A 26,309-nucleotide genomic window follows, 5' to 3' on the forward strand; every position below is an offset into this window, starting at 1 on the left:
CACGGCATGCCGATCCCCTTGCGGCCTGCCCTGCCATGGGTCGCAGGGGTGGGCGCATGCCCCGCCCGGACCGCCACGACTACCGTCTGTCAGTCCGGGATGGCAGGCTTGTCCTCGTGACCGAGATTGACGCAAAGATCGATGCTCTCGTCCCCGAGTGGCTCCACCTCCCCGACATCGCGGAGAAGCTGGATGTCGAGGTGACGCGCGTTCGCCAGCTGGTGAAGGAAGGCCAGCTGATCGCCGTACGGCGCGGTGAGAACCGGACACTCCAGGTACCCGCCTCCTTCATCGACGGCGACAAGGTCGTCAAGGGCCTCGTCGGTTTGCTGACGCTCCTGAAGGACGACGGCTTCTCCGACGCGGAGATGCTGGAGTGGCTGTTCACGCCCGATCCGACCCTGCCGGGCACGCCCGCGCAGGCGCTGAGCGAGAACCGCGGCACGGAGGTGAAGCGCCGGGCGCAGGCGCTCGCCCTCTGACGCCGGGCGCAGGCGCTCGCCCTCTGGCGCCGGGCGGTCGAGGCCGCCCGGCGTGAGCCGACAGAACACGACAGACGACACCACCGCCCCGGGCGGTACCAGTGGGGGGATCACCCGATGTCCACGGCCCGCGCGGCGCTCGCCGACGCCCGTATCTACCTGTGCACGGACGCCCGCAGGCGTCAGGGTGATCTCCCCGCCTTCCTCGACGCGGTCCTCGCGTCGGGGGTCGACATCGTCCAGCTGCGGGACAAGACACTGGAGGCCGCGGAGGAACTCGACCACCTCCGGGTCTTCGCCGACGCCTGCCGCAGGCACGGCAAGCTGCTCGCGGTCAACGACCGCGCGGACATCGCCCACGCGATCGGCGCGGACGTGCTGCACCTCGGGCAGGGAGACCTCCCGGTGCCCGCCGCCCGCGCCATCCTCGGCGACGGGCCGCTGATCGGCCGCTCCACCCACGCGGAGGCCGAGGCGGACGCGGCGGCCACCCAGCCGGGCGTCGACTACTTCTGCACGGGCCCCTGCTGGCCGACCCCCACCAAGCCGGGGCGGCACGCGCCGGGGCTCGGCCTCGTGCGGCACACGGCGCGCAGTACCGAGGCCCTCGGCGTCGACCGCCCCTGGTTCGCCATCGGCGGGATCGACGAGGGCAACCTCGACCAGGTGCTGGACGCCGGGGCGAGAAGGATCGTCGTCGTACGGGCCATCACGGAGGCCGACGACCCCGCCGCCGCGAGCGCGGCGCTCGCGGCCCGGGTCAGGGAGCGCGCGACGGCGGCCGCGGGCCACTGAGCGCGGGCTGTGCGCCGGACCAGGCCGCTCGCCGCGACGGGCGGCCTGGTCCGAGGCGGCGACCGGTCCGGGGTCCGCCCTCGGTGCGGCGAACTCGCACCCCCGGGTGCCCGGCTCAAGGAGCCGCGGCGCGGCGGACTCCAGCGGACTCCCGCCCCTCGGTGGGTACAGGTCCGGGGCCCTACGGTGTGACGGCGCCCGCCGCAAGTCGATAACCTGCTCGTATGGCCCTCGGTACCCCGTCCACCTGGACTCCGCGTGCGCGCACCGTAGGAGATGTCCTCGCCGACGGTGAGACCAGCTTCTCCTTCGAGTTCTGGGCGCCCAGAACCGAGAAGGGCGAGCGCAACCTCTGGAACGCCCTGCGCCGCATCGAGGCCGTCGCCCCGAGCTTCGTCTCCGTCACCTACGGAGCTGGTGGTTCCACCCGCAGCGGCACCGTCAAGGCCACCGAGCAGATCGCCGCCGACACGACCCTCACCCCTGTCGCGCACCTCACGGCCGTCGGCCAGTCCGTCGCGGAACTGCGCCACATGGTCGGCCGGTACGCGGCGGTCGGCATCCGCAACATCCTCGCTGTACGCGGCGACCCGCCCGGCGACCCGATGGGGGAGTGGGTCAGGCACCCCGAGGGCGTCGAGTACGCCATCGAACTGGTCCGGCTGATCAAGGAGTCCGGAGACTTCTGCGTCGGGGTGGCCGCCTTCCCCGAGATGCATCCCCGCTCACCCGACTGGGACAGCGACATCCGGCACTTCGTCGCCAAGTGCCGTGCGGGCGCCGACTATGCGATCACCCAGATGTTCTTCCGGCCCGAGGACTACCTCCGGCTGCGGGACCGTGCCGCCGCGGCGGGCTGCGAGACGCCGATCATCCCGGAGATCATGCCCGTCACCAGCGTGAAGCAGTTGGAGCGGCTGCCATCGCTCAGTACGGCGCTCGTCCCCGACGCGTTGAAAGCGCGGATCCTCGCGGTCGCGGAGGATCCAGCGGCTGTACGCTCCATTGGCATCGAGTTCGCCACGGAGTTCTGTGCGCGGCTCCTGGCCGAGGGAGTGCCGGGGCTGCACTTCATCACGCTGAACAACTCCACTGCGACACTTGAGATCTACGAGAATCTCGGACTGCACAGACATTCCTGAGCGGCGCCGCACACCACCCGGGGCGGTGGCCGCACGAGAGGGGCGTACATGGGCTATACGGTCCTCTACATCGCGTTCGGCTTTGTCGCGCTGTGGCTCCTCGGCGAGGTGCTGCTCCAGTACAAGGCGCGGCTGCGCTGGCGTGCGCTCGCCTTCGTGGGGTTCGTGACGGTGGTCGTCGGCGTCGTCCTGCCGTCGATCGTCGTGATCGTGCTGGGCGCGATCGCCTTCGCCGTCGGGCAGACGTACGTGACCATGTCGTTCCGCAAGGGTTATTCGACGGGCTGGGCCGTCGGCGGGCGGCCGGGCGCCAGCCGACGTCGCAGAGACGCGGCGCGCGGCGCGCGCGGCGACGAGGACGCGGAGGGCGCTCCGCACCCGCAGGTCTCCGACGTGGCGCTTCAGGCGCCCGAGGAACAGACGATGGTGTCGGCGGCCGCGCCCCAGGACCTCCCGCCGGAGGCCGGCGGGGGGAACCCGGCCGAGGCGGCCCAGGTCTACGCCCCGCAGCCGATGCCGGACGACACCGGCCAGCTGTACGGCGTGTACGACGACACGACGAGCGGCACGGGCCAGGGCGGCCTCGGCGCCGCGGCGTTCGCGGCCGAGGGCCAGGGCGGCCACACCGAGTACGCCCCGGCGGGGTATGACACCTACGGCGGTTACGAGCAGCCCACGGGACACGACGCGTACGGCACGTACACCGGTTACGAGACGTACGGCGATCAGGCGGACCAGGCTGCCTACGCACAGCAGCAGCAATACGGGTACGGCTACGAGGACCAGCCCGGCCAGGGCGCTCAGGCGGGCCAGAACACCCCGACGGGGCAGGACGATTACGCCGCGTACGGCGCGGACGGCGCCGCCGGGCAGCAGCAACAGCAGCAGTCCGACTACCAGCAGCCCGAGTACGGGCAGGCCGAGTACGCGCAGGCCGACTACCAGCAGGCCGACTACGCCCAGTCCGACTACCAGCAGCCCGCGTACCAGCAGCAGTACAACGGCTACGACCCGTCCTACGCCCCGTACGAGGCGCCCGGCGAGCAGCAGCGGTACCAGGACCCGTACGCCACGGACACCCCGCCCGGCGGTGTCTGGGTCCCGCAGCAGCGTGACAACGCGTCGGGGCAGCAAGCACCCCAGTCCACCTACGAACCCTCGTACGGCTACGACCCCCAGCAGCAGCAGCAGCAGCAACAGCAACAGCACGAGCCGGAGCGTGAAGCGGGCGGCCCCTACCGCTACTGACCGCCGCCCGGCGTGCTCCCGGTCCCCAGCGGACCTCGGGGCAGTCCGGTCGCGACAACGCCCGTTGCGCCGGGCCGCCCTCGGGGTCGCGGCGGCGCGCACCCGCAGGCGCTCCCTGCCGTGAACGGCTCACCCACGGGCGGTGCCCGTCACCGCGAGCCCCGGAACTCCGGTCCCTCCACGATCAGTCCGGACACCAGCGCACCCGACATGCCGGCGTGCGGCAGCCCGCCGCCCGGATGGGACCGGCCGCCGACCAGGTAGAAGCCGCGCAGACGGGTCGCGTTGGGCGGATGCAGCAGCCGCCCGCCGGCCCCCGCGAGGGCGGGTGCCGGCACGCCGCCGCCGGGCGCGCCCGTCTCGGCCTCGGTCACGGCAGGCGTGCGCACCTCGCGCCACAGCATCCGTTCGCGCAGGCCGGGCACGGCCGCCGACGCCGCCTCGACCAGCGCGTCGGCACAACGCTCGCGCAGCGCGGTGTCTCTCCAGTCCACGGCACCCTGCGGGGCGACCGTCGCGGTGAGGGTCACCGCCTCGTGCTCCGCGTCGGGCCGCGTCGAGGCGTCGTCGGGCCGGAGCACCGTCACCGTGGGACGGAGAGCGGGGGCTCGGCCGGGACCGCCGAAGACCGCCTCGGCCTCGGCGTCCGCCGGCGGCGCGTGCACGACCGTGCGGTGCGCCGTCCCGGCCGGGCGCCCGCCCCGCACGGCCAGCAGTACCGTGAACCGGCCGGGCACCGCCGCGCGTTCCGGCCCGGCCGGCGCCGCCCGGGCGTCCGTCCACAGCTCGGGCGCCACCAGCGCCGACGGATCCGCCCCGGCGATCACGATGTCGGCGGCGACCGACGCGCCGTCGAGCAGTTCCAGGCCCGCCACCGCGCCGTCCTTCTCCACGACGGCCCGCACCCCGGCGCCGAAGACGAACTCCACCCGGCGTGCCAGGCACCGTTCGTGGACCGCGCGGGCCAGTTCCCGCATCCCGCCCCGCACGTACCACGTGCCGAAGGTCTGCTCCAGATACGGCAGGACGGACGCGCTCGCGGGCGCCGTGCGCGGATCGAGCCCGTACGCCAGCGCGTACCCGTCGAGGAGCGTCGCGAGGCCCGGCACCGCCAGCTCCCACGCGCCGATCTCCGCGAGCGTCGTCGCCTGCCGGGCACCCCGCAGCAGCCTGCGCTGCCGCGGCGCCGGGTACGGGTCCCGGGTGAGCGGCCCCGGGTCAGCGGGCAGCGGCTCCTCCAGCAGCGGACGGCGGGCGCGCGCCCAGGCCTCTCCGGCGCGGCCCAGGAAATCGGCCCAGCGTCCGCCCGCGCCTGCGCCGAACGCCCCGTCCAGCGCGGCGATCACGCCCCCGCGCGACGCGTTCGGCAGCAGTGCGCGCGTGCCGTCCGCGAAGACGTGGAGCGCGTCGTGCGCCGGCTGCACGAGTTCGAGACAGCGCTCCAGCGGCTCCTTGCCCGTCTTGACGAACAGGTCGCGGTAGACCGCGGGTACGTGCAGCACGCCGGGGCCCGTGTCGAAGACGAAACTGTCCCGCTCGAACCTGCCCACCGCGCCGCCGTACGTCGCCGTCCGCTCGTACACCGTCACCCGGTGGCCCGCGACGGCGAGTCTCGCGGCCGCCGCCATCGCGCCCATCCCGGCGCCGATCACCGCAATCCGTGCCATGCCGGTGACTCTAACGGCAGCCACCGACATCGCTCCCCGGCCCCCGAGCAGGCCCCGGGGAGCGCGTCAGCCCGGCGGGTAGGGGGCCCGGCCGGCCGTGGGACGCCGCAGGGCCCGGCGCTCCGCGCGGCGCCCGCGAAAGCACCGGATGCGGGACGCCAGGAACACGATCGCCACCACGCCCGTCAGCAGCAGGGCCGCGGCGAGGACCGCCGCACCCACCGGGTGGAAGAGCGCGAGCGTGATGATCCCGGCGACGCCCAGGTCCTCCAGGGTGGAGACGGCGATGTTGCTGAACGGCTCCGGAGAGGTGTTCACCGCCCTGCGCGTGCCCGCCTTCACCAGATGACTCGCGAGCGCCGTCGAGCCGCCCGTCGCCGCGGCCGCGAGCTCCGGAAGCGAGCCGTTGTGCCCCGCCAGCAGCGCGGCCACGACCCCGCCCACGACAGGCCTGATCACCGTGTGCACGGCGTCCCAGAGGGTGTCCACGTACGGGATCTTGTCCACCACCGCCTCGCAGACGAACAGCACGCCCGCCGCGATCAGGACGTCGGGCCGCTGCAACGCGTCCGGGACGTCGTCGCTCAGGCCGGTCGCGCCGAGAACGCCGAGAAGCAGGACCACCGCGTACGCGTTGATTCCGGCGGCCCAGCCGCCGGTGAAGACGAGAGGGAGTACCGACATCCCCCAAGGCTAGCCACTCGGGGGCGAGTTGGAACGGGGCCGCCCGTGGCCCGCACGGACCTGAGTAGGCGTACTCAGGTGCCTGGATGAGTAGCGGCGCGGATGGGGAGACCCCGTGGAAACGGAAGAGTGGAGCTCGCGGGAGGGACACGGCACCGGCACCGCCGACACGGGGCGGCGGAACGGTGTGACGGCCCCTGCCGGTACGGGGGAGCACGGCGGAGGGACCGGTGACCGGCAAGGAAGCCGGGCCCTCCCACCTCGGACGGGGGGACGGGGGACAGGACCGGGGGCGGCGGACCGACGGGGGACACGGCGGTCCGCGGCCGTACGGGGGAGACGGGGCCCGTGCCCCGGCGCGTGAAGCGCCGGGGCACGGGCCCCGTGCGTTCTCCGGGCACCTGGACGGTGCGCAGCGGCCTTGACGGTGCGTGGTGGGCGAAAGGCCAGGTCGGAGCCGATTGTCAGTGGCGGCCCGCACTATGGGACACAGACGGCCACCGTGCCGTCACACGCGACAGGAGGTTCGTCATGGCCAGCTCCTCCGCAGGCGCCGCACGCCGGCTCCCGGCAGGCGGCCCCGCCCCCTCGCCGACGACCGGTCCGCCCACCGACATCCACCCCGTCACCCGTCGCGCCGGCGCACCGCCCGCGGCCCTGGACCTGCTGGGCCAGGCCCGCGCCGGACTCGACGAGGCAGGCACGCTCGCAACACCCAACGAGCGCTACGCGACGGCCCATCTCGCCGCGCTGCGCACCGCCGCCGCGGTCCTCGCCGCCCGTGGCCGGCCCGAGACCACCCCGCAGCGGCGCCACCGCATCCGCAGTGCCTGGGAAGTGCTGCCGGAGATCGCTCCCGAGCTGACCGAGTGGAGCGCGCTGTTCGCGTCCGGAGCGGGCAAGCGGGCCCGTGCGGAGGCCGGCATACAGGGAGCGGCGGGTATGCGCGACGCCGACGACCTGGTGCGGGACGTCGAGATGTTCCTGCGGCTCGTGGAGCGGCTGCTGGTCCGTGAGCCGACGCTGCCGCTGCCCCGCCGCGAACAGCCGTCGCTGCGCGGCGGCCCCGTCCGGTGAGGGATCGGCTCCTCGCCACCTGTCCCCGGCAGGCCGAGGACAGGTGGCGAGACGGCCGGATCGGTTCGCGGCCCGGCCCGGGCGACATGTGATGCGGGTGGGTACGCCGGGGCATGAGGGGCAGGTGAGGAGGCAATAGGGTGGACGGCACGCACCGTCCACGCCCTGCCGCAGGAAAGCGGCGGCCGCGCCGAGGAGTCAACTGCCGTGTCGGACCCTTCCCCCGCCGTCGGCGGCGAGTCGCCGTCGTCCCGTCGCGGCCCCCTGCGCACCGGAGTGGTCCGGGAGGTCGTGGACGAGGCCCTCGCCCGGCGGGTCAAGTCCACCGGATCCGATGTGCTCGACGTGCTCGACACCGGCGGGGGCACCGGAAACTTCGCCGTTCCGGTGGCGAGCCTCGGCCACCGGGTCACCGTGGTGGACCCGAGCCCGAACGCGCTGTTCGCGCTGGAGCGCAGGGCCGCCGAGGCCGGCGTCGCCGACCGCGTACGGGGAGTGCAGGGCGACATCAACGGCCTGTTCGACGTGGTGGAGCCGGGTGGCTTCGACGCGGTCCTGTGCCACGGCGTCCTGGAGTACGTGGACGACCCGGCCGACGGGCTGCGCAAAGCGGTCGAGGCGCTGCGACCCGGCGGCGCGCTGAGCCTGCTCGCCGCGGGCCTCGGCGGCGCCGTGCTCGCCCGCGCCCTCGCCGGGCACTTCACCGAGGCCCGCCAGAGCCTGATCGACCCGGACGGACGCTGGGGTTCCGGTGACCCGGTTCCCCGGCGCTTCACGGCGGAGCAGCTCGCGGACCTGGTCTCCGACGCCGGTCTCACGGTGGCGTCGGTGCACGGCGTCCGGATCTTCGCGGACCTCGTCCCCGGCGGCCTCGTGGACACGGAACCGGGCGCTCTTGAAGCGCTGCTCAAGCTGGAGGCCACGGCCGCGGTCCTGCCGGCCTTCCAGGCGGTCGCCACCCAGCTGCACGTGCTGGCGGAGAAGCGGGGCTGATCAGGCACGGCCGCCGCGGCGGCGGTCCCACGGGTACCGCATGGAGTACGACACAAGCCAGCCCGTCCATGGGCTCGGCACCGTATGATCGGGGTACACCATCCGGCATGAGGGATCACGTGTTGGGGAATCAACGCCTCAGCAGCCGCGTCCCCATGGCGGCTCGGATTGCTGAAATGGCGTTGAGGGCGGGTTTCTCGGGGGCGATTCCCCGCTTATCCTGAAGGAGCCGCATACCGGCCGCCCCCGCGGCCGACGACTAGGAGGACTCCGTGCCGCTCTCGGAGCACGAGCAGCGAATGCTCGAGCAGATGGAGCGAGCGCTGTACGCAGAAGATCCCAAGTTCGCGACAGCGCTTGAGGGAAGCGGGCTGCGTACGTACACCCGGCGACGGGTCTACCAGGCGGTCGTTGGCTTCTTGGTGGGTATCGCGCTCCTCATGTCAGGAATGGTCGCCCAGCAGATCTGGATCAGCGTGGTGGGGTTCCTCGTCATGCTCGCCTGTGCCGTGCTGGCCATCACGGGCTGGCGCAGGGCACCGAAGCGGGGAGAGCAGCAGATCGCGGCACCGGGCCGCGCCACGGGCGGTGGCCGCGATCAGCGGCAGCACCGCTCGATGATGGACAGGATCGAGCAGCGCTGGCAGCGGCGTCGGGATGAGCAGGGCCAGTGAGGTAGCACGGCGGGACGAGCCGCAGGCTCGCACGAAGGGGCGGACGCGCGACGCGTCCGCCCCTTCGTCGTCCGCACGCCCGCCTCGCCCTTCGTCGTCCGCCCGCCCGCTTCGCCCCGGTGGCGCCGCCCCTTCGGCCCGGCAGCCGGTGCCCTCGCCCTCCTCCTCGCCGGCCCTTGCCGCCGCCCGGCCGCGGATGAGCGACGCGGGAAGGCCGGACGGGGACCGGGCGAAAAGCAGGAAGGCCGGACGCGGACGCGAGAGCGGGAGGGGCGGCGGGCGGCGCGGGCGGGGCCGGTCTGCCCCCGCCCGCGCCGCCCGCCCCCGCCGTTAAGGCCGGCGCCAGGCGGATGGCAGCAGCCGCTGCGGGGCCCAGCGGGACGCCAGCGCCTCCCGGCGCTCCGACAGCGCCCAGACCACCCGGACGGACGAGCGCGGCATCAGCAGCGCGCGCAGCCTGGTGGCCCGGCCCGCGGAGGCGCGCAGTGCGGCCCTGACCCGGTGCACGTCCTGCGCCAGGCCGGTGCGCGGCGCCGGGTCCGGTGCGTAGAGGACCTGCTCCACCGCGTCGGCCAGCCGGTGTGCGGATCGGGCCGCCGCGGGGTCCAGCGAGCCCAGCCGGACGATCCGCTCGGCGGCCCGTCTCGGCGTCCGCGCGTCGTCGGGCACGATGCCGTGGTCCCACGCCGTGTCGGTCAGCTCGCGCCAGGCGGCGAGGACCGGCGCGGCAGGGTCGGCGCCGAGGTGGGCGCCCGCGGTGAGCCTGCGGGAGCGGGCTCTTGTCCGGTACAGCAGCGGAAGCAGCGGGATCAGCACCACCAGTGCGATCCCGGCGCCGATCAGCCCCCAGGTGCCGCCGTGCGCGCCGGGGCCGGAGGGCGGCACCGGGGCCTGGGCCGCCGCCTGGTCGCACTCACCGAGGCGCTGGTCCTGCGCGGCGCAGCTGCTGGACGCGGACGGGGCCGTGGACGGCGCCGCCGACTCGGGCGCTGCGGGCTGCGTGGAGGTCCCGGAGTCCGGGTCCGACGGCGACGCGGGCAGCGTGTAGGCGGGGAGGCTGCCCCGGCTCGGCGTCGGCTCGAAACGGGTCCAGCCGACGCCCTGGAAGTACAGCTCGGGCCAGGCGTGCGCGTCCCGCAGCCCCACGTCCACGGTGCCGTCGCCCTCCGGGGTCCCCGGCGCGAAGCCGACCGCCACCCGGGCGGGGATGCCCAGCGTGCGGGCCATGGCCGCCATCGTGAAGGAGAAGTGGATGCAGAAGCCGCGCTTGTCCTTCAGGAACCGGGTGATCGCGTCCGGGCCGGTGCCCGAGTTGACGTGGGTGTCGTACGTGAAGCCCCCGTCGGCGGCGAACCAGTCCTGGAGCGCGACGGCCTTCTCGTAGTTGTTCCGGGAGCCCGCGGTGATGCGCTGGGCGGTCTTCTTCACCACGGCCGGCAGGCTCGCGGGAACCTCGGTGTACTCGCGCCGGAGCGACGCGGGGGGCGCCCCCGCCGTCGCGAGCTGCTGCCGGGTGGGGTTCACCTCCAGGCTCTCGACGGTGTAGCGCGCGTCGCGTGTGGACTGGCCCCGGTCGCCGACGAGCGTGCGGCCCTCGGGTTCGTAGCGCCAGCGGCCCTTGACCGACACACCCGTGGCCGGGTACGGCATCGGCAGGTAGTTCTGCCGGTACCAGGGCGCGGCCGTGATGCTCGTCGCGATCTTCGTGGCGGGCACGGCGGGGGCGAGTCCCTGCGGCGTCGGCAGGGAGTCCGGTACGTCCTGCACCTTGCGCTGCGAGAACCGCCAGGTCGTGCCGTCGAACTGGTCGAGCGACATGATCCGCAGGTACATGCCCTGCCCGTCCGCGGCGTTGGTGCGGTAGCGCAGTGCCTCGCGGTCGTCGTTCTGATTGAGGTCGTCCTGGAGCGAGACCAGGGGGTTCACCGCCGAGATGGTGCCTCCGCCGCCGAGGCCGGAGCCGTTGCCGCCGCCGATGCCGGCCAGCAGGCCGCCGCCGAGGGTGGGCAGGGCGAGCGGAACGACGAGGGCGGTGCCGAGCGCCACCACGCCGATGCGCCGGCCGGTGCGGGCCGGTGCCGACGCCCGCTGTGGCGGTGCGCCCGGCGGCCGCCCCGGCCGGTGCGCTCCACCGCCGAAGACCCGGCCCCACTGGGCGAGCCGGTCGCCGCCCTCGGCGAGGAGCAGCGAGAGGTAGCCGACGGCCGCGAGCAGGAACCACAGCCAGCTCGCGGTGGAGCCGGTGCCGCCCGAGATGCCCGCGGCCACCGAGTACAGCGCGAGCAGCGGCAGCCCGGCGGGAGCCGCGTTGCGGAAGGTCACCGCGATCGCGTCGACGGCCAGCCCGATGATCAGCACACCGCCGATCAGCATCAGCTTGATGCCTTCGGTCGGCGGTGCGGGGATCGAGTACCGGGTGACGTCCTGACCCCCGGCCGTGAGCAGTTGGGAGAACCGCTGGAAGACCTCGGGGGTCGGCAGCAGGCCGAGCGGCGCGACGCCCCGGGCGAAGACGACCGTGAGGATCAGCAGCACGAGGACCGCCTGGATCACGACGGTGAGCGTCCGGGCGAGCGGGATCCGGCGCGTCAGCGCGCCGACCGCGCTGACCAGGCCCGCCAGCAGTGCCGCCTCCAGCAGCCACAGGTACGAGTTGACCAGCGGCAGCAGCGCGCACGCCGCCAGCAGTGTGGCGAGGAGCGCGCACAGCGTCAGCTTGCCCCGGCCGCTCATGACCATCCTCCGGAGAATCCCGTGGGGCCGCCCGTCGCGGCCCGCCCCGCGGCGCCGGAACCGTCACGGCCGCCGTCCTGCGGGCCGCCCTCGCCCGTGTTCCCGTCGTCCGGGTGGCTCCGGTCGCCCGCCGCCCAGCCCTCCCGTCGGTCGTTGCCGCCGCCCGCGCCGGGAGCCGCCCGCTCCCCGGCGCCGCCCGGGTCACCGGCATCCGGCGCGTACGCCCCCTGGCCGGCCTCCGCCGCCTGGCGCCACAGCGCGGGCAGCGCGCCCCCGGGTGGGACCCGGACCACGCTCCAGCCCGCCTCACGCAACTGCCCGGCCCGCTGACCCGCACCGGAGCCGGCCGGAGCCGCCGTGCCGGGCACCGGCGCCCAGGTGCCGGCGTCCAGCAGGAACGCCACCGCGGGACCGCTGCGCATCCGCATCCTCGCGACCACCGCCGCCTGCTCCTCGTCCAGGTCTCCGAGGAACGCGACGAGCAGCCCCTCGGATCCGCCGCGCAGCGCGTCGTACGCGGGGGAGAGCACCGACCCCTTGGAGTGGTCCACCACCGCGAGCGTGTCCATCAGCAGCCCCATCGAGTCGGCCGACTCGTGCGCCGGGCCGGCGAAACCCTCGCCGCCGTCCCCGGGCACCGAGGCGCCCGAGTCCGTCAGCAGCCGCACCGCGTAGCCGCGCTCCATCATGTGCGCGAGGACGGAGGCCGCGCCGGAGACCGCCCACTCGAACGCGGAGTCCGGCCCCGTGCCCAGGTAGGCGCCCGCGCGGGTGTCGAGCAGCACGGTGCACCGGGCCCGCCGCGGCGCTTCCTCGCGGCGCACCATCAGTTCGCCGTAGCGGGCGGTCGAGCGCCAGTGCACGCGGCGCAGGTCGTCGCCGTGCCGGTAGCCGCGCGGGATCATGTCGTCCTCACCCGCGAGCGCCAGCGAGCGCAGCCTGCCGTCGCCGAAGCCGGAGGAGTCGCCGGAGAGCCGCACCGGGGGCAGCGGCTCGGTGCGCGGGACCACGGTGAGCGTGTCGAAGGAGCTGAAGGACCGGGTCAGCTCGCACATCCCGAACGGGTCGGTCAGCCGCAGCTGGAGCGGGCCGAGCGGGTAGCGGCCGCGCAGGTCGGAACGGACCCGGTACGACACCTCGCGGCGCCCGCCCGCCTCCACCCGGTCCAGGACGAACCGGGGACGCGGCCCCAGTACGTACGGCACGTGGTCCTGGAGCATGAGCAGACCGGTGGGCAGCCGTGACACGTTGTCCACGCGCAGGTGCACCCGTGCCTCGGAGGCGGTGGCCACCCGCCCGGGGGTCAGCCGCCGGGTGCCCGCGACCTGGTAGCGGGTGCGGTTCAGGACGATCACACACACGAGCGGCAGCACGATCAGGAGCAGACCGACCCGCAGCAGATCGGGCTGGCCGAGGACGTACGCGCACACCGAGGCGGCGGCACCGGCGGCGAAGAACGCGCGACCGCGGGTCGTCAGGCCCGAGAGCGCGGTCCGCAGCCCCCCTTCCCGGCCGCCCGGCCCACCGGGAGCCGGAGCGGGAGCGGATGCGGTGCCGGGCGCCGTTCCCCCCGACGGCATCACGGCCGCCGCAGCCCGGGCCGCCGGCCGCCGAAGGGTGCGCCGCCCTGCGCCTGTGTGCCCGTCACATGGCCGCCGTCGGCGGTGGGTACGGGTGTGTGCTGCAGGATCTCCAGCACGACCTGCTCGGCCGTCCTGCGCCCCAGTTGCGCCTGGGCCGTGGGCAGCAGGCGGTGCGCCAGCACCGCGACCGCCAGGGCCTGTACGTCGTCGGGCAGCGCGTAGTCCCGCCCGCTGAGGGCGGCGGCGGACCGCGCCGCGCGCAGCAGGTGCAGCGTCGCACGGGGCGACGCGCCGAGTCTGAGGTCCGGGTGCGAGCGCGTCGCGGAGACCAGTTCCACCGCGTACCGGCGTACGGCCTCGGCGACGTGCACGGTGCGGACCGCGTCGATCAGCTTGATGATGTCGGCGGCGTGCGCGGCGGGCTGGAGGTCGTCCAGCGGGGAGATCCCGCCGTGCACGTCCAGCATCCGCAGTTCCGCGTCGCTGCTCGGGTAGCCGATGGAGACGCGCGCCATGAAGCGGTCGCGCTGTGCCTCGGGCAGCGGGTACGTGCCCTCCATCTCCACCGGGTTCTGGGTGGCGACCACCATGAAGGGGCTCGGCAGCTCGTACGTCGTGCCGTCGATGGTGACCTGGCGTTCCTCCATCGACTCCAGCAGGGCCGACTGGGTCTTTGGCGACGCCCGGTTGATCTCGTCGCCGATCACGATCTGGGCGAAGATCGCGCCCGGCTTGAACTCGAACTCGCGCCGCTGCTGATCGAAGATCGACACGCCCGTGATGTCCGAGGGCAGCAGGTCCGGCGTGAACTGGATGCGCCGGACGGAGCAGTCGATGGACCGGGCGAGCGCCTTCGCCAGCATCGTCTTGCCGACGCCCGGGACGTCCTCGATCAGGAGGTGTCCCTCGGCGAGCAGCACCGTGAGAGACAGCCGTACCACCTCCGGCTTGCCTTCGATCACGCTTTCGACCGACGCGCGGACCCGTTCCGCTGTCGCGGTCAGATCCTCCCCTGCCCTCGCGTATGCCGGGTCGGGGGGACCCCCAGGGTTCGCTCGATCGTCATAGGTCGTCACCCGGCCCTCCTCGGCCTTGCCCCGTCGCTCCGGTGAGGAACTGGGGTACCCCATTGAAGTGCTGCAGGGCCGGTGCACGACAAGCTGCCCGGCCCACCCCGCAATACGGACACCGCCTCCGGAAGGTTCCGGTTCGGTGTCCCGCACGCATTCTTGTTGCCGTTACCGCTTCGTGTCACTTATCCGTCGGCAACAGTGACCAACCAAGCGCCGGAATGAGCGACATGCCGGATCTGAGGGTACGTGCCGGGCGGAACGGGCGGGGATGGGCCGGGCGGAGCCTCGCGGCGGGGGTCAGTCCGCGGTGACCTCGGCCAGGCGGCCGGACTTCACGTCGAAGACGAAACCGCGCACGTCGTCCACGTGCGGCAGGAACGGCGAGGTACGCACCCGGCGGATCGACTGGCGTACGTCCTGCTCGGCGTCCTGGAACGCCTCCACCGCCCACGGCGGCCGCTGCCCGACCTCCAGCTCCAGCTCGTGCCGGAAGTCCTCGGTGATGGTCTGCATCCCGCAGCCCGTGTGGTGGATCAGCACGACGCTGGTGGTGCCGAGGGCGCGCTGGCTGATGGTGAGCGAGCGGATCACGTCGTCGGTGACGACGCCGCCCGCGTTGCGGATCGTGTGGCAGTCGCCCAGCTGGAGGCCGAGCGCGGCGTGCAGGTCGATCCTCGCGTCCATGCAGGCCACGACGGCCACGCGCAGGACGGGACGGGCGTCCATCCCCGGGTCGTCGAAGCTGCTCGCGTACCGGGCGTTCGCGTCTATGAGCCGGTCGGTGACGGTCCCGCCGCCACGCGCGGCGTCCGCCGGGGCCACCGCGGGCTCCTTGGTCGAATGAGTCGAGGTCGTCATACCTATAGACGGTACGGGGAGAGAGGGTGGGCAGCCCGCTGTGGGGTCATGCCAAACAACGCACGCCGGTCTTGTGGCCTGGAGCCGCGTGCGCCGCGCGCGAGCGGCCGGGGCGGCGGCGGGGAGCCGGTCCGTGCGAGCCGGGCGACGCGCCAGGCGGTTGATTGACCGTAAGGGACTGTGGACTAAAGTGACGCGAAGTTCGCGGTTCTCCACCGCACACTTCCCAAAACTCCCCGCGTGCGCGGCGGACGTGCGGCTCGGCCTCCTCCCGCTCGACGGTCCGGACGACGCCCTGGCGGCGCCCCGGCGGACCACTTCCCCTTCCGAGCGGGCGGGGACCCGGCCCCCGCGTACGGCGCGCCGGATCAGAGAGGGCGCATGAGCGAGCGCAGCGAGCGACACGTACCCGTGATGCTCCAGAGGTGCCTTGACCTGCTGGCCCCCGCACTCGCCGACCCGGGGGCCGTCGTCGTGGACTGCACGCTCGGCCTCGGCGGGCACAGTGAGGCGCTGCTCGCCACCTTCCCCGCGGCACGGCTGATCGCGCTCGACCGCGACAAGGAGGCGCTGCGGCTGTCCGCCGAGCGGCTCGCCCCGTACGGCGACCGGGCGACGCTCGTGCACGCCGTGTACGACGAGCTGCCCGAGGTCCTCAAGCGCCTCTCCGTCCCGCGCGTCCAGGGCGTCCTGTTCGACCTCGGCGTCTCCTCCATGCAGCTGGACGAGGCCGGGCGCGGCTTCGCGTACGCCCAGGACGCCCCCCTCGACATGCGGATGGACCAGACGACGGGCCCGAGCGCGGCCGAGGTCCTCAACACCTACCCGCCGGGCGAGCTGGTGCGGGTCCTGCGCACGTACGGCGAGGAGAAGCAGGCCAAGCGGATCGTCGAGGCCGTCGTCAAGGGGCGGGCGAAGGAGCCCTTCGACCGCAGCGGCCGGCTCGTCGAGCTGATCAGGGACGCGCTGCCGCAGGCCGTCAAGCGCACCGGGGGCAACCCCGCCAAACGGACCTTCCAGGCCCTGCGGATCGAGGTCAACGCCGAACTGTCCGTCCTTCAGCGGTCGATCCCGGCCGCCGTGGGATCGCTCACGGTCGGGGGGCGGATCGCCGTCCTCTCGTACCACTCGCTGGAGGACCGCATCGTCAAGCAGGTGCTGACCGCGGGCGCCACCAGCACCGCGCCGCCCGGCCTGCCGATCGTCCCCGAGCAGTACCAGCCCCGGCTGAAGCTGCTGACCCGGGGCGCGGAAGTGCCGCCCGAGGAGGAGGTCGCGGACAACAGCAGGGCCGCGTCCGCCCGGCTGCGCGGCGCCCAGCGCATCCGGGAGGACGCGCTGTGAGCGCCGCCGGCCAGGGCAAGGAGCTGAGGGGCCGCGCAGCGCGGCTCGCGGGGCTGCTGCCGTCCGGGGCCGGCTCGGCGGCCCGCACCCCCTTCGTCCTGCTGGTGGTGCTGCTCCTCGCGGGCGGCCTGATCACCCTTCTCCTGCTGAACTCGTCCCTCAACGAGGGATCGTTCAGGCTGAGTGAGCTGAAGAAGCAGACCCAGGACCTGACGGACGAACAACAGGCCCTCCAGCGCGACGTCGACGACCGGTCGGCGCCCGACGCGCTCGCCGGCCGGGCCCGCATGCTGGGCATGGTGCCCGGCGGCAACCCGGCCTTCCTCGAACCGGACGGGACCGTGCTGGGCAGGCCGACGCGCGCCCACGCGCTGCCCCTCCCGGCGCTGCCCCGCCCGGCCCCCACCGCGACCCCCGCACCCTCCGGGGGCGCCACGCCCACGCCCGGTGCCACGCCGTCCGGCGGTGCCGTGCCGTCGGCGGGCGCCACCCCTTCCGGGGCCGCGTCCGCCACGGCGGGCGCCACGGCGCCGGGCCCCGGCGGGCAGGGCGTGCCGGGCGGCCCCTCCCTCGCGGCCACGGCGACCCCCTCCACGGGCGCGCCCCCCACCGCCGCTCCGCCCGGTACGGCCGTACCGCTCGCGCTGACCGGCGCGGCGACCACCCCCACGACCTCCCTCGGCAGGTGACGTACGTGCCCTCCCAGGAACCACCGCGCCGCAGGGTGCCGCGCCCCGCACGGCCGGCAGGCGGCGCACGACCGGGTCCTGGCGGCAGGCCGGGGCCCGCGAAGCGCCGCACGTACCGGCCGGGACCGCCGCGCGGACCCCGGAAACTGAAACTCGGCAGCCCGAAGCCGCGGCTGCGGTTCGTGGCGTTCGGCCTCTCGCTGGTGGTGCTGGTCTTCGCCGTACGGCTGCTGCAGGTGCAGGCCGTCGACGCGAGCGCCTACACGACCAAGGCGGACCAGAACCGCGTCCTCAAGAGCACCATCGCCGCGGAGCGCGGTGAGATCACCGACCGTTCCGGCGTGCCGCTGGCCGCCAGCGACGACGCGTACGACATCACGGCGGACCCCTCGATGTTCGCACCCGCGTTCAGCAAGGCGTCCGACACGCCCGAGCGGGCGGCGGCGCTCCTGGCCCCGGTCCTCGGCGCCGACCAGGCGAACCTGGTCAAGAAGCTGAGGACGCCGAACTCCCGTTACACGGTGCTCGCGTCCCGGCAGACGCCGCAGGTGTGGAACCAGATCAAGGACCTCAAGAGCGTCCTCGCCACCAAGGCGGGCAAGGACGCGGCGGCCGGGGGCCCCGGCACCAATCCACTCGCGGGCGTCTTCGACGAGGAGTCCAGCAAGCGGGTCTATCCGAACGGCGATCTCGCCGCCGGGATACTGGGCTTCGTCAACGGGACCGGGCACGGCGCGGGCGGCATCGAGTCGATGCTCGACAAGCAGCTCGCCGGCCGCAACGGTGAGATCTCGTACACCCAGTCGGGCGGGCGCCGCGTGCCCACCGGGAGTTCCAGCGAGAAGCCGGCCGTGCCCGGTACGGACGTCGAGCTGACCATCGACCGCGACATCCAGTGGGAGGCGCAGCAGGCCATCGCCGACCAGGTCAAGAAGTCGAAGGCCGACCGGGGCTACGTCGTCGTGCAGAACGCGCGTACCGGCGAGGTGCTCGCGATGGCCGACGCGCCCGGCTTCGACCCCAACGACCTGTCCACGGCGAACTCCGCGAACCTGGGCAACGCCGCCCTCCAGGACGCGTACGAGCCCGGTTCCGTCGCCAAGATCATGACGATGTCGGCGGTGCTCCAGCAGAAGGCGGCGTCCCCGCTCACCCACGTCGTCGTGCCCAACCGGCTGCACCGGGGGGACCGCCTCTTCCACGACGACATCGACCACGCGACCGAGTACCTCACGCTCAACGGCGTGCTCGCCAAGTCCAGCAACATCGGCACGATCGAGGCGGCGGGACACCTCGGCTCCACCCAGGCCCAGGCCGACAAGGTGCTCTACTCGTACCTGACCAAATTCGGCATCGGACAGCCCACCGGGCTCGCCTTCCCCGGCGAGACGCAGGGGCTGCTCGCCAAGCCGCAGGACTGGTCGACCTCGCAGCAGTTCACCATCCCCTTCGGGCAGGGGCTCTCGCTCAACGCTCTCCAGGCGGCGTCCGTGTACTCCACCATCGCCAACGGCGGTGTACGCGTGCAGCCGACGCTGATCAAGGGCACCCGCGGCCCCGACGGGCGCTTCACCCCGACTCCCGCGCCCCGTACGAACCGCGTCGTCAGCCCGGCGACGGCGCGCACCGTGGGCACCATGCTGGAGTCGGTGGTCGGCAACGTGGAGGGCACGGGCACCTCCGCACAGATTCCCGGGTACCGGGTGGCGGGCAAGACCGGTACCGCCAACCGGGTGGATCCGAAGACCGGCAGCTACCGTGGCTACACCGCCTCCTTCGCCGGTTTCGCCCCCGTCGACAAACCGCAGATCACCGTCTACTGCGCCATCCAGAACCCGACCAAGGGCTCGTACTTCGGCGGCTCGATCTGCGGACCCATCTTCAAGAAGGTCATGGAGTTCTCCCTCAAGACGTTGCAGGTCCCGCCCACCGGGAGCGCGCCGGCGCGACTGCCGGTCACCTTCGACCCGGGATCCGGCCACTGACCCCTCAAGGCACCAGGAACCGCCAGTGACGATCAACACCACACCCCCCGCCGACCGCCCCACCTCCGCGGGCGGCGCGTCGGCCTCGCTTGGCCCGAGCCCCGTACAGGCGGGTACGCTCACCGCCGTGCAACACGCTGATCAGAACCCGACCGACGCCGTGCCCGCCCCCGAGAGCAGGCCCGGGGCACCACGCCCCGAGCGGGTGAGTCCGATCCCGCTCGCCGAACTGGGCAAGCTGCTCGGTGAGAGCGGCCCGCTCGGCCCGGGCGAGGTCACCGGCATCACCCACGACTCGCGGGCCGTGCGCCCCGGCGACGTGTACGCCGCCCTGCCCGGCGCGCGCGCCCACGGCGCCGACTACGCGGCCCAGGCCGCCGAGCTCGGCGCGGCGGCCGTCCTGACCGATCCCGGCGGCCGGGAGCGCGCCGCGGCCACCGGGCTGCCGGTGCTCGTCGTGCCTGAGCCGCGCGCCCGGATGGGCGAGCTGGCCGCCGCGATCTACGGGCACCCCGGTGACGACCTGCTCCAGATCGGCATCACGGGCACCTCGGGCAAGACCACCACCGCCTACCTCGTCGAGGGCGGCCTGCGCGGCGCGGGCCACCTGACGGGCCTGATCGGCACGGTCGAGATGCGCGTCGGGGACGAGCGCATCAAGTCGGAGCGCACCACCCCCGAGGCCACCGACCTGCAGGCGCTGTTCGCGGTCATGCGCGAGCGCGGCACCACGTCCGTCGCGATGGAGGTCTCCAGCCACGCGCTGGTGCTCGGCCGCGTCGACGGCTGCGTCTTCGACGTCGCGGTCTTCAACAACCTCAGCCCGGAGCACATGGAGTTCCACTCCGGCATGGAGGACTACTTCCAGGCCAAGGCGAGCCTCTTCACCCCCGAGCGCAGCCGCAAGGGCGTCGTGAACTACGACGACGAGTACGGTCGCAGGCTCGTGAGCGAGGCCTCCGTACCGATCACCACGTTCTCCGCCGAGGGGCACCCCGACGCCGACTGGCGCGCGGAGAACGTCCAGGTCGGCTCGCACCGCTCCACGTTCACCGTGGTCGGCCCCGGCGGCGTGCGGGTGCACGGGGAGGCGCCGCTGCCCGGCCCGTTCAACGTCGCGAACAGCCTCGCGGCCGTCGTCGCGCTGGCCGTCGCCGGCGTCGACCCGGGGACCGCAGCCGACGGCGTCGGCGCGGTGCCGGGCGTGCCCGGCCGTCTGGAGCGGGTGGACGCCGGACAGCCCTACCTCGCCGTGGTCGACTACGCGCACAAGACCGACGCGGTCGAGTCCGTGCTGCGCTCCCTGCGCAAGGTCACCAAGGGCCAGGTGCACATCGTGCTCGGCTGCGGTGGCGACCGGGACACGACCAAACGCGGCCCGATGGGCGCGGCGGCGGCCCGGCTCGCCGACACCGCGGTCCTCACCGCCGACAACCCGCGCTCCGAGGACCCTCTCGCGATCCTCGCCGCGATGGTCGCGGGCGCCGCCGAGGTGCCCGTGCACGAGCGGGGATCCGTCCTCCTCGACGCGGACCGCGCCTCCGCCATCGCCACCGCGGTGGCCCGCGCCCAGCCCGGCGACACGGTCCTCGTCGCCGGCAAGGGCCATGAGCAGGGTCAGGACATCGCGGGCGTCGTGCGCCCCTTCGACGACCGGGAGGTCCTGCGCGAAGCAATCGCCCACGCGCTCCACGACGAGCCCTGCCACGAGAACACCAGTCGTCACAGGAACAACAGTCAGGGATGACCAAGTGATCACCCTCTCCCTCGCCGAGGTCGCCGAAATCGTCGGCGGGCAGGCGTACGACATACCGGATCCGGGGACTACCGGCACACCGGACATGCTGGTCACCGGCCCCGTCGTCTACGACTCCCGCAAGGTCGGGGCCGGCAGCCTCTTCGCCGCCTTCGCGGGCGAACGCGTCGACGGCCACGACTACGCGCGGCAGGCGGTCGCGGACGGCGCGGTCGCCGTCCTCGCCACCCGTCCCGTGGGCGTGCCCGCCGTCGTCGTCGACGACGTGGTCGAGGCGCTCGGCGCCCTCGCCAAGGCCGTCGTCGAGCGCCTCGGCGCCACCGTGGTCGCCCTCACCGGCTCCGCGGGCAAGACCAGCACCAAGGACCTCATCGCCCAGCTGCTGCGCAGCAAGGCGCCCACGATCTGGCCGGAGGGCAACCTCAACAACGAGATCGGCCTGCCGATCACCGCCCTGCGGTCCGAGGCGGACACCCGTTACCTCGTCCTGGAGATGGGCGCCCGCTACATCGGCGACATCCGCTACCTGACCGGGCTCGTGCCGCCCCGCGTCGGCCTCGTCCTGAACGTGGGCACCGCCCACATCGGCGAGTTCGGCAGCCGGGAGAACATCGCCCTCGCCAAGGGGGAGATGGTCGAGGCGCTGCCGTCGGCCGAGGAGGGCGGCATCGCCGTCCTCAACGCGGACGACCCGCTCGTCAGGGAGATGGCGACCCGTACCAAGGCCCGGGTCGTCTACTTCGGGGAGTCGGACAAGGCAGACGTACGGGCCGAGAACGTGCGTCTCACGGACACGGGTCAGGCCTCATTCCTGCTCCGGACACCCTCCGGGTGCAGGGACGTGACCTTGCGGCTGTACGGTGAGCACCACGTGTCGAACGCGCTCGCAGCGGCCGCCGTAGCCCATGAGTTGGGCCTGTCCGTCGATGAGATCGCTGAAGCGCTCTTGTCGGCGGGAACCCTCTCCCGCTGGCGTATGGAGGTCACCGAGCGCTCGGACGGCGTGACGATCGTCAACGACGCCTACAACGCGAACCCCGAGTCCATGCGAGCTGCGCTTCGCGCGCTGGTCGCCATGGGCGGCGCCGCACGTGCCGAGGGGGGCCGTACCTGGGCGGTGCTCGGCCCGATGGCCGAGCTCGGCGACGACACGCTCACCGAGCACGACGCGATCGGACGGCTCGCCGTCCGACTCAACGTCAACAAGCTCGTGGCGGTCGGGGGCAGGGAAGCGTCCTGGCTGCGACTGGGCGCTTACAACGAGGGTTCGTGGGGTGAGGAGTCGGTGCACGTGTCCGACGCACGGGCGGCGATCGACCTGTTGCGCAGGGAACTGCGTCCGGGAGACGTCGTGCTGGTGAAGGCATCGAGGTCGGCAGCGCTGGAGAGGGTGGCTCTCGCACTCCTCGACGACGCGGCCGAGGGCGAGGTCACCGGCCGATGAGGCAGATCCTCTTCGCGGGGGCCATCGGGCTCTTCCTGACCCTGATCGGTACCCCGCTGCTCATCAAGCTGCTGGCCCGCAAGGGCTACGGACAGTTCATCAGGGACGACGGGCCGCGCTCGCACGGCAGCAAGAAGGGCACGCCCACGATGGGCGGTATCGCCTTCATCCTGGCGACGCTCATCGCGTACGTCCTGGCGAAGGTGATCACGGGCGAGGACTTCCACTTCTCCGGTGTCCTCGTGCTGTTCCTGATGACCGGGATGGGGCTCGTCGGGTTCCTCGACGACTACATCAAGATCGTCAAGCAGCGCTCACTCGGTCTGCGCGCCAAGGCCAAGATGGCCGGCCAGCTGATCGTGGGCATCGCCTTCGCGGTGCTCGCACTCCAGGACCCGAACACCCGCGGCATCACGCCCGCGTCGACCAAGCTGTCGTTCGTCACGGACTTCGGCTGGTCGATCGGGCCGGTCGTGTTCGTCGTCTGGGCGCTGTTCATGATCCTCGCGATGTCGAACGGCGTGAACCTGACGGACGGTCTGGACGGCCTCGCCACCGGCGCGTCGGTCATGGTCTTCGGCGCGTACACCTTCATCGGCCTGTGGCAGTTCCAGGAGTCCTGCGCCAACGCGGTCACCCTGACCAACCCGAGCGCCTGCTTCGAGGTGCGCGACCCCCTCGACCTCGCCGTCGTGGCGTCCGCGCTGATGGGTTCGTGCTTCGGCTTCCTTTGGTGGAACACGTCCCCGGCCAAGATCTTCATGGGGGACACCGGCTCGCTCGCCCTCGGCGGCGCGTTCGCGGGTCTCGCGATCACCTCGCGTACCGAGTTCCTGATGGCCGTCCTCGGCGGCCTGTTCGTCCTCATCACGATGTCCGTGGTGATCCAGGTCGGATCGTTCCGGATGACGGGCAGGCGCGTCTTCCGCATGGCGCCACTCCAGCACCACTTCGAACTCAAGGGGTGGTCCGAAGTCCTTGTCGTGGTCCGGTTCTGGATCATCCAGGGCATGTGCGTGATCGTCGCGCTCGGACTCTTCTACGCCGGATGGGCAGCGAAGAAGTGAGCACGGACGACTGGCGGGGCAGGCGCGTCACCGTCGCGGGGCTGGGCGTCTCCGGCGTGCCCGCGGCGCGCGTCCTGCACGGCCTGGGCGCCGAGGTCACCGTCGTCAACGACGGTGACGACGACCGTTCCCGCGAGCAGGCGCGCGACCTGCGCGCGCTCGGTGTCACGGTCCGGCTCGGCGACGGCGACACGCTGCCGCCGGGCACCGAACTGGTCGTCACCGCGCCCGGCTGGCGCCCCGACAAGCCGCTGTTCGCGGCGGCCGCCGCGGCGGGCGTCGAGATCTGGGGCGACGTCGAACTCGCCTGGCGGCTGCGCGGGCCGGGCGCCGCGCCCTGGCTCGCCGTCACCGGCACCAACGGCAAGACGACCACCGTGCGGATGCTGGCCGCGATGCTGGCCGCGGCGGGCCTGCGGACCGCCGCCGTCGGCAATATCGGCGTCTCGCTCCTCGACGCCGTCACCGGCGATCAGACGTACGACGTGCTCGCCGTCGAACTCTCCAGTTACCAGCTGCACTGGGCGCCGAGCCTGCGCGCCCACTCCGCGGCCGTGCTCAACCTCGCGCCCGACCACCTCGACTGGCACGGCTCCATGGAGGCGTACGCCGCCGACAAGGGCCGTGTCTACGAGGGCAACCAGGTCGCCTGCGTCTACAACGTGGCGGACAAGGCGACGGCGGACCTGGTCCGGGCGGCCGACGTCGAGGAGGGCTGCCGCGCCATCGGCTTCACGCTCTCGACGCCCGGCCCCTCCGAACTCGGCGTCGTGGACGGCCTGCTGGTCGACCGTGCCTTCGTCGAGGGGCGGCAGCGGCAGGCACAGGAGCTGGCCGAGGTGAGCGACATCACCCCCGCCGTGCCGCACAACATCGCCAACGCGCTCGCCGCGGCGGCCCTCGCCCGCGCCTACGGCGTGCAGCCGTCGGCCGTACGGGAGGGACTGCGGGCCTTCCGCCCCGACCCGCACCGTATGGAGCACGTCGCCGACATCGCGGGCGTCACGTACATCGACGACTCCAAGGCGACGAACACGCACGCCACCCAGGCGTCCCTCGCCTCCTACGACCCGATCGTCTGGATCGCGGGCGGCCTTGCCAAGGGCGCCACCTTCGACGAGCTGGTCGCGGGGGCGGCGGGGCGGCTGCGCGCAGTGGTGCTGATCGGCGCCGACCGCGCCCTGATCCGCGAAGCCCTGGCGCGACACGCCCCGCAGGTCCCGGTGGTCGACCTCGCGCGGACCGACACTGGGTCGATGTCGGCGGCGGTCCACGAGGCGACGCGCCTGGCACAGCGGGGGGACACGGTCCTGATGGCCCCGGCCTGCGCGTCGATGGACATGTTCGCCAACTACAACAAGCGGGGCGAGGCGTTCGCGGAAGCCGTACGCTCACTTGCCGCGGAGCATGCCTGACCGGCTGGCCCAGGTGCCCCGCCGGGATCGACTGGAGGGTCCACCGCTGATGCCGCCGATGCCCCCGATGCCTGCCGACGACACCCGTCCCCCCGAGCGCTCCGCGGGTGCCGCCGGACCCCCGAAACCCCCGGCGGCCCGAGGGGCCGGCCGGTGGTTCAGCGGGACGGGGCCCGGGCCGCGCACCGCCCAGGTCCCGCACGGGGTCCCCGGCCTCGCGGGGCTGCCCGGCACGGCCCTTCGGGGCGGTACGCCCGGTGCCGGGCCACGGGCCGGACGAGCCCCCGCCCCGCGCGGCGGTGCCGGCCGCCCCCGGCCCCCGCGTCCCGTCGCCCGGCCCTCCCAGGTGGCCGCGCTGCGCCGGAAGTACGACCGGGCCCGGCGGGCCTGGGACCGCCCCCTCACCGCTTATTACCTGATCATCGGCAGCGCGCTGCTGATCACCGTGCTCGGCCTGGTCATGGTGTACTCCGCGTCCATGATCAAGGCCCTGGAGCTGTCGCTGCCCGGGTCGTACTTCTTCCGCAAGCAGTTCCTCGCCGCCGTGATCGGCTCCGTCCTGCTGCTGATCGCGACCCGCATGCCGATCAAGCTCCACCGCGCGCTCGCGTACCCGCTGCTCGTCGTGACGGTCTTCCTGATGGCGCTCGTGCAGGTGCCCGGGATAGGGCAATCGGTCAACGGCAACCAGAACTGGATCGGCTTCGGCTCCTTCCAGCTCCAGCCCAGCGAGTTCGGCAAGCTCGCCCTCATCCTGTGGGGCGCTGACCTGCTCGCGCGCAAACACGAGAAGAACCTGCTCAACCAGTGGAAGCACCTGCTGGTGCCGCTCGTGCCGTGCGCCTTCTTCCTGCTCGGCCTGATCATGCTCGGCGGCGACATGGGCACCGCGATCATCCTCACGGCCATCCTGTTCGGCCTGCTGTGGCTGGCGGGGGCGCCCACCCGGCTGTTCGCCGGGGTGCTCGGCGTCGCGCTCGCCATCGGCGCGATGCTGGTGGAGACAAGCCCCAACCGGATGGGCCGCCTCAGCTGCGTCGGTGCCAGCGTGCCGGGACCCGACGACCAGTGCTGGCAGGCGGTGCACGGCCTGTACGCGCTCGCCGGCGGCGGCTGGTTCGGCTCCGGGCTGGGCGCCAGCGTGGAGAAATGGGGCCAGCTTCCCGAACCGCACACCGACTTCATTTTCGCCATCACCGGGGAGGAACTGGGTCTGGCGGGGACGCTGTCGGTCCTCGCCCTCTTCGCGGCTCTAGGCTATGCGGGTATCCGCGTGGCCGGACGCACGGAGGAACCCTTCGTGAGGTACGCCGCGGGTGGCGTGACCACCTGGATCACGGCGCAGGCCGTGGTCAACATCGGTGCCGTGCTCGGCCTGCTGCCGATCGCGGGTGTCCCGCTCCCGCTGTTCTCCTACGGAGGGTCCGCCCTGCTGCCGACGATGTTCGCCGTCGGGCTGCTGATCGCCTTCGCGCGACAGGAGCCCGCGGCGAAGGCGGCGCTTGCCATGCGGAGGTCCGCCCCCGGCAGGAAGCCGGGCGGACTGGGATGGATGACGATGAGACGGCGCGTCAAGCAGCGGCCGTCCGGAGAGCGGTGA

The 26,309-nt window shown here is 73.2% G+C and carries 21 protein-coding genes; 15 read left to right on the forward strand and 6 right to left on the reverse strand.

From position 1 onward, the window contains the following. Positions 1-116 precede the first annotated feature (116 nt). From OG310_RS26050 to OG310_RS26065, 4 genes are all read left to right on the forward strand, one after another. Complete coding sequence (locus OG310_RS26050) at positions 117-482, forward strand: Rv2175c family DNA-binding protein (protein WP_329458285.1); 366 nt, start codon at positions 117-119, stop codon at positions 480-482. 117 nt (positions 483-599) lie between these two features. Beyond that, the gene (gene thiE / locus OG310_RS26055) at positions 600-1,277 is read left to right on the forward strand and encodes a thiamine phosphate synthase (RefSeq protein ID WP_329458286.1); all 678 of its coding nucleotides are present in this window, start codon (positions 600-602) and stop codon (positions 1,275-1,277) included. A gap of 224 nt (positions 1,278-1,501) precedes the next feature. Then, on the forward strand, positions 1,502-2,419 hold the full coding sequence (gene metF / locus OG310_RS26060) for a methylenetetrahydrofolate reductase [NAD(P)H] (RefSeq protein ID WP_329458287.1): 918 nt from the start codon (positions 1,502-1,504) through the stop codon (positions 2,417-2,419). A 48-nt stretch (positions 2,420-2,467) separates the two neighbouring features. Beyond that, entirely contained in the window at positions 2,468-3,667 is a 1,200-nt protein-coding gene (locus OG310_RS26065) for a hypothetical protein (protein WP_329458288.1), read from the forward strand. A gap of 149 nt (positions 3,668-3,816) precedes the next feature. On the opposite strand, the gene OG310_RS26070 is transcribed toward OG310_RS26065, so the two are convergent. After that, on the reverse strand, positions 3,817-5,334 hold the full coding sequence (locus OG310_RS26070; RefSeq protein WP_329458289.1) for a phytoene desaturase family protein: 1,518 nt from the start codon (positions 5,332-5,334) through the stop codon (positions 3,817-3,819). Positions 5,335-5,400: 66 nt separating this feature from the next. Continuing rightward, the gene (locus tag OG310_RS26075) at positions 5,401-6,018 is read right to left on the reverse strand and encodes a DUF4126 domain-containing protein (protein ID WP_329458290.1); all 618 of its coding nucleotides are present in this window, start codon (positions 6,016-6,018) and stop codon (positions 5,401-5,403) included. Between the two features lie 531 nt (positions 6,019-6,549). On the opposite strand from OG310_RS26075, the gene OG310_RS26080 reads away from it, so the two are divergent. The 3 genes from OG310_RS26080 to OG310_RS26090 all read left to right on the forward strand — a co-directional run bounded on the left by OG310_RS26080 (position 6,550) and on the right by OG310_RS26090 (position 8,762). Then, positions 6,550-7,095 (forward strand): SAV_6107 family HEPN domain-containing protein, encoded by a 546-nt coding sequence (locus OG310_RS26080; RefSeq protein WP_329458291.1) that lies wholly within the window; start codon positions 6,550-6,552, stop codon positions 7,093-7,095. Positions 7,096-7,371: 276 nt separating this feature from the next. Next, the gene (locus OG310_RS26085; protein WP_443078898.1) at positions 7,372-8,088 is read left to right on the forward strand and encodes a class I SAM-dependent methyltransferase; all 717 of its coding nucleotides are present in this window, start codon (positions 7,372-7,374) and stop codon (positions 8,086-8,088) included. A gap of 272 nt (positions 8,089-8,360) precedes the next feature. Beyond that, complete coding sequence (locus tag OG310_RS26090; protein ID WP_329458293.1) at positions 8,361-8,762, forward strand: DUF3040 domain-containing protein; 402 nt, start codon at positions 8,361-8,363, stop codon at positions 8,760-8,762. A gap of 330 nt (positions 8,763-9,092) precedes the next feature. On the opposite strand, the gene OG310_RS26095 is transcribed toward OG310_RS26090, so the two are convergent. The 4 genes from OG310_RS26095 to OG310_RS26110 all read right to left on the reverse strand — a co-directional run bounded on the left by OG310_RS26095 (position 9,093) and on the right by OG310_RS26110 (position 15,009). Next, positions 9,093-11,495, reverse strand: coding sequence for a transglutaminase TgpA family protein (locus tag OG310_RS26095; RefSeq protein ID WP_329458294.1), 2,403 nt, complete (start codon positions 11,493-11,495; stop codon positions 9,093-9,095). Then, positions 11,492-13,075: a DUF58 domain-containing protein gene (locus OG310_RS26100; RefSeq protein ID WP_329458295.1), complete on the reverse strand. Its 1,584-nt coding sequence runs from the start codon at positions 13,073-13,075 to the stop codon at positions 11,492-11,494. The genes OG310_RS26095 and OG310_RS26100 overlap by 4 nt, the downstream gene beginning before the upstream one ends. After that, entirely contained in the window at positions 13,075-14,154 is a 1,080-nt protein-coding gene (locus OG310_RS26105) for an AAA family ATPase (protein ID WP_329458296.1), read from the reverse strand. Before OG310_RS26105 ends, OG310_RS26100 begins: the two co-directional genes overlap by 1 nt. A gap of 294 nt (positions 14,155-14,448) precedes the next feature. Next, entirely contained in the window at positions 14,449-15,009 is a 561-nt protein-coding gene (locus OG310_RS26110) for a beta-class carbonic anhydrase (RefSeq protein WP_329458297.1), read from the reverse strand. A 381-nt stretch (positions 15,010-15,390) separates the two neighbouring features. On the opposite strand from OG310_RS26110, the gene rsmH reads away from it, so the two are divergent. The 8 genes from rsmH to ftsW all read left to right on the forward strand — a co-directional run bounded on the left by rsmH (position 15,391) and on the right by ftsW (position 26,309). Then, positions 15,391-16,353 carry a 16S rRNA (cytosine(1402)-N(4))-methyltransferase RsmH gene (gene rsmH, locus OG310_RS26115; protein ID WP_329458298.1) on the forward strand — a complete coding sequence of 321 codons (963 nt, stop codon included), beginning with the start codon at positions 15,391-15,393 and terminating at the stop codon, positions 16,351-16,353. Next, the gene (locus OG310_RS26120) at positions 16,350-17,042 is read left to right on the forward strand and encodes a septum formation initiator family protein (protein ID WP_329458299.1); all 693 of its coding nucleotides are present in this window, start codon (positions 16,350-16,352) and stop codon (positions 17,040-17,042) included. Before rsmH ends, OG310_RS26120 begins: the two co-directional genes overlap by 4 nt. Positions 17,043-17,047: 5 nt before the next feature. Continuing rightward, positions 17,048-19,027 carry a peptidoglycan D,D-transpeptidase FtsI family protein gene (locus OG310_RS26125; protein WP_329458300.1) on the forward strand — a complete coding sequence of 660 codons (1,980 nt, stop codon included), beginning with the start codon at positions 17,048-17,050 and terminating at the stop codon, positions 19,025-19,027. 127 nt (positions 19,028-19,154) lie between these two features. Then, entirely contained in the window at positions 19,155-20,774 is a 1,620-nt protein-coding gene (locus OG310_RS26130; RefSeq protein ID WP_329458301.1) for a UDP-N-acetylmuramoyl-L-alanyl-D-glutamate--2,6-diaminopimelate ligase, read from the forward strand. Between the two features lie 4 nt (positions 20,775-20,778). Continuing rightward, complete coding sequence (locus tag OG310_RS26135) at positions 20,779-22,227, forward strand: UDP-N-acetylmuramoyl-tripeptide--D-alanyl-D-alanine ligase (protein ID WP_329458302.1); 1,449 nt, start codon at positions 20,779-20,781, stop codon at positions 22,225-22,227. Next, on the forward strand, positions 22,224-23,294 hold the full coding sequence (mraY, locus tag OG310_RS26140; RefSeq protein WP_329458303.1) for a phospho-N-acetylmuramoyl-pentapeptide-transferase: 1,071 nt from the start codon (positions 22,224-22,226) through the stop codon (positions 23,292-23,294). The genes OG310_RS26135 and mraY overlap by 4 nt, the downstream gene beginning before the upstream one ends. Next, positions 23,276-24,709: a UDP-N-acetylmuramoyl-L-alanine--D-glutamate ligase gene (gene murD, locus OG310_RS26145; protein ID WP_329458304.1), complete on the forward strand. Its 1,434-nt coding sequence runs from the start codon at positions 23,276-23,278 to the stop codon at positions 24,707-24,709. The genes mraY and murD overlap by 19 nt, the downstream gene beginning before the upstream one ends. Before the next feature lie 67 nt (positions 24,710-24,776). Then, on the forward strand, positions 24,777-26,309 hold the full coding sequence (ftsW, locus tag OG310_RS26150) for a putative lipid II flippase FtsW (protein ID WP_329458305.1): 1,533 nt from the start codon (positions 24,777-24,779) through the stop codon (positions 26,307-26,309).

The sequence above is a fragment of the Streptomyces sp. NBC_01497 genome, assembly GCF_036250695.1.
Taxonomy (GTDB): domain Bacteria; phylum Actinomycetota; class Actinomycetes; order Streptomycetales; family Streptomycetaceae; genus Streptomyces.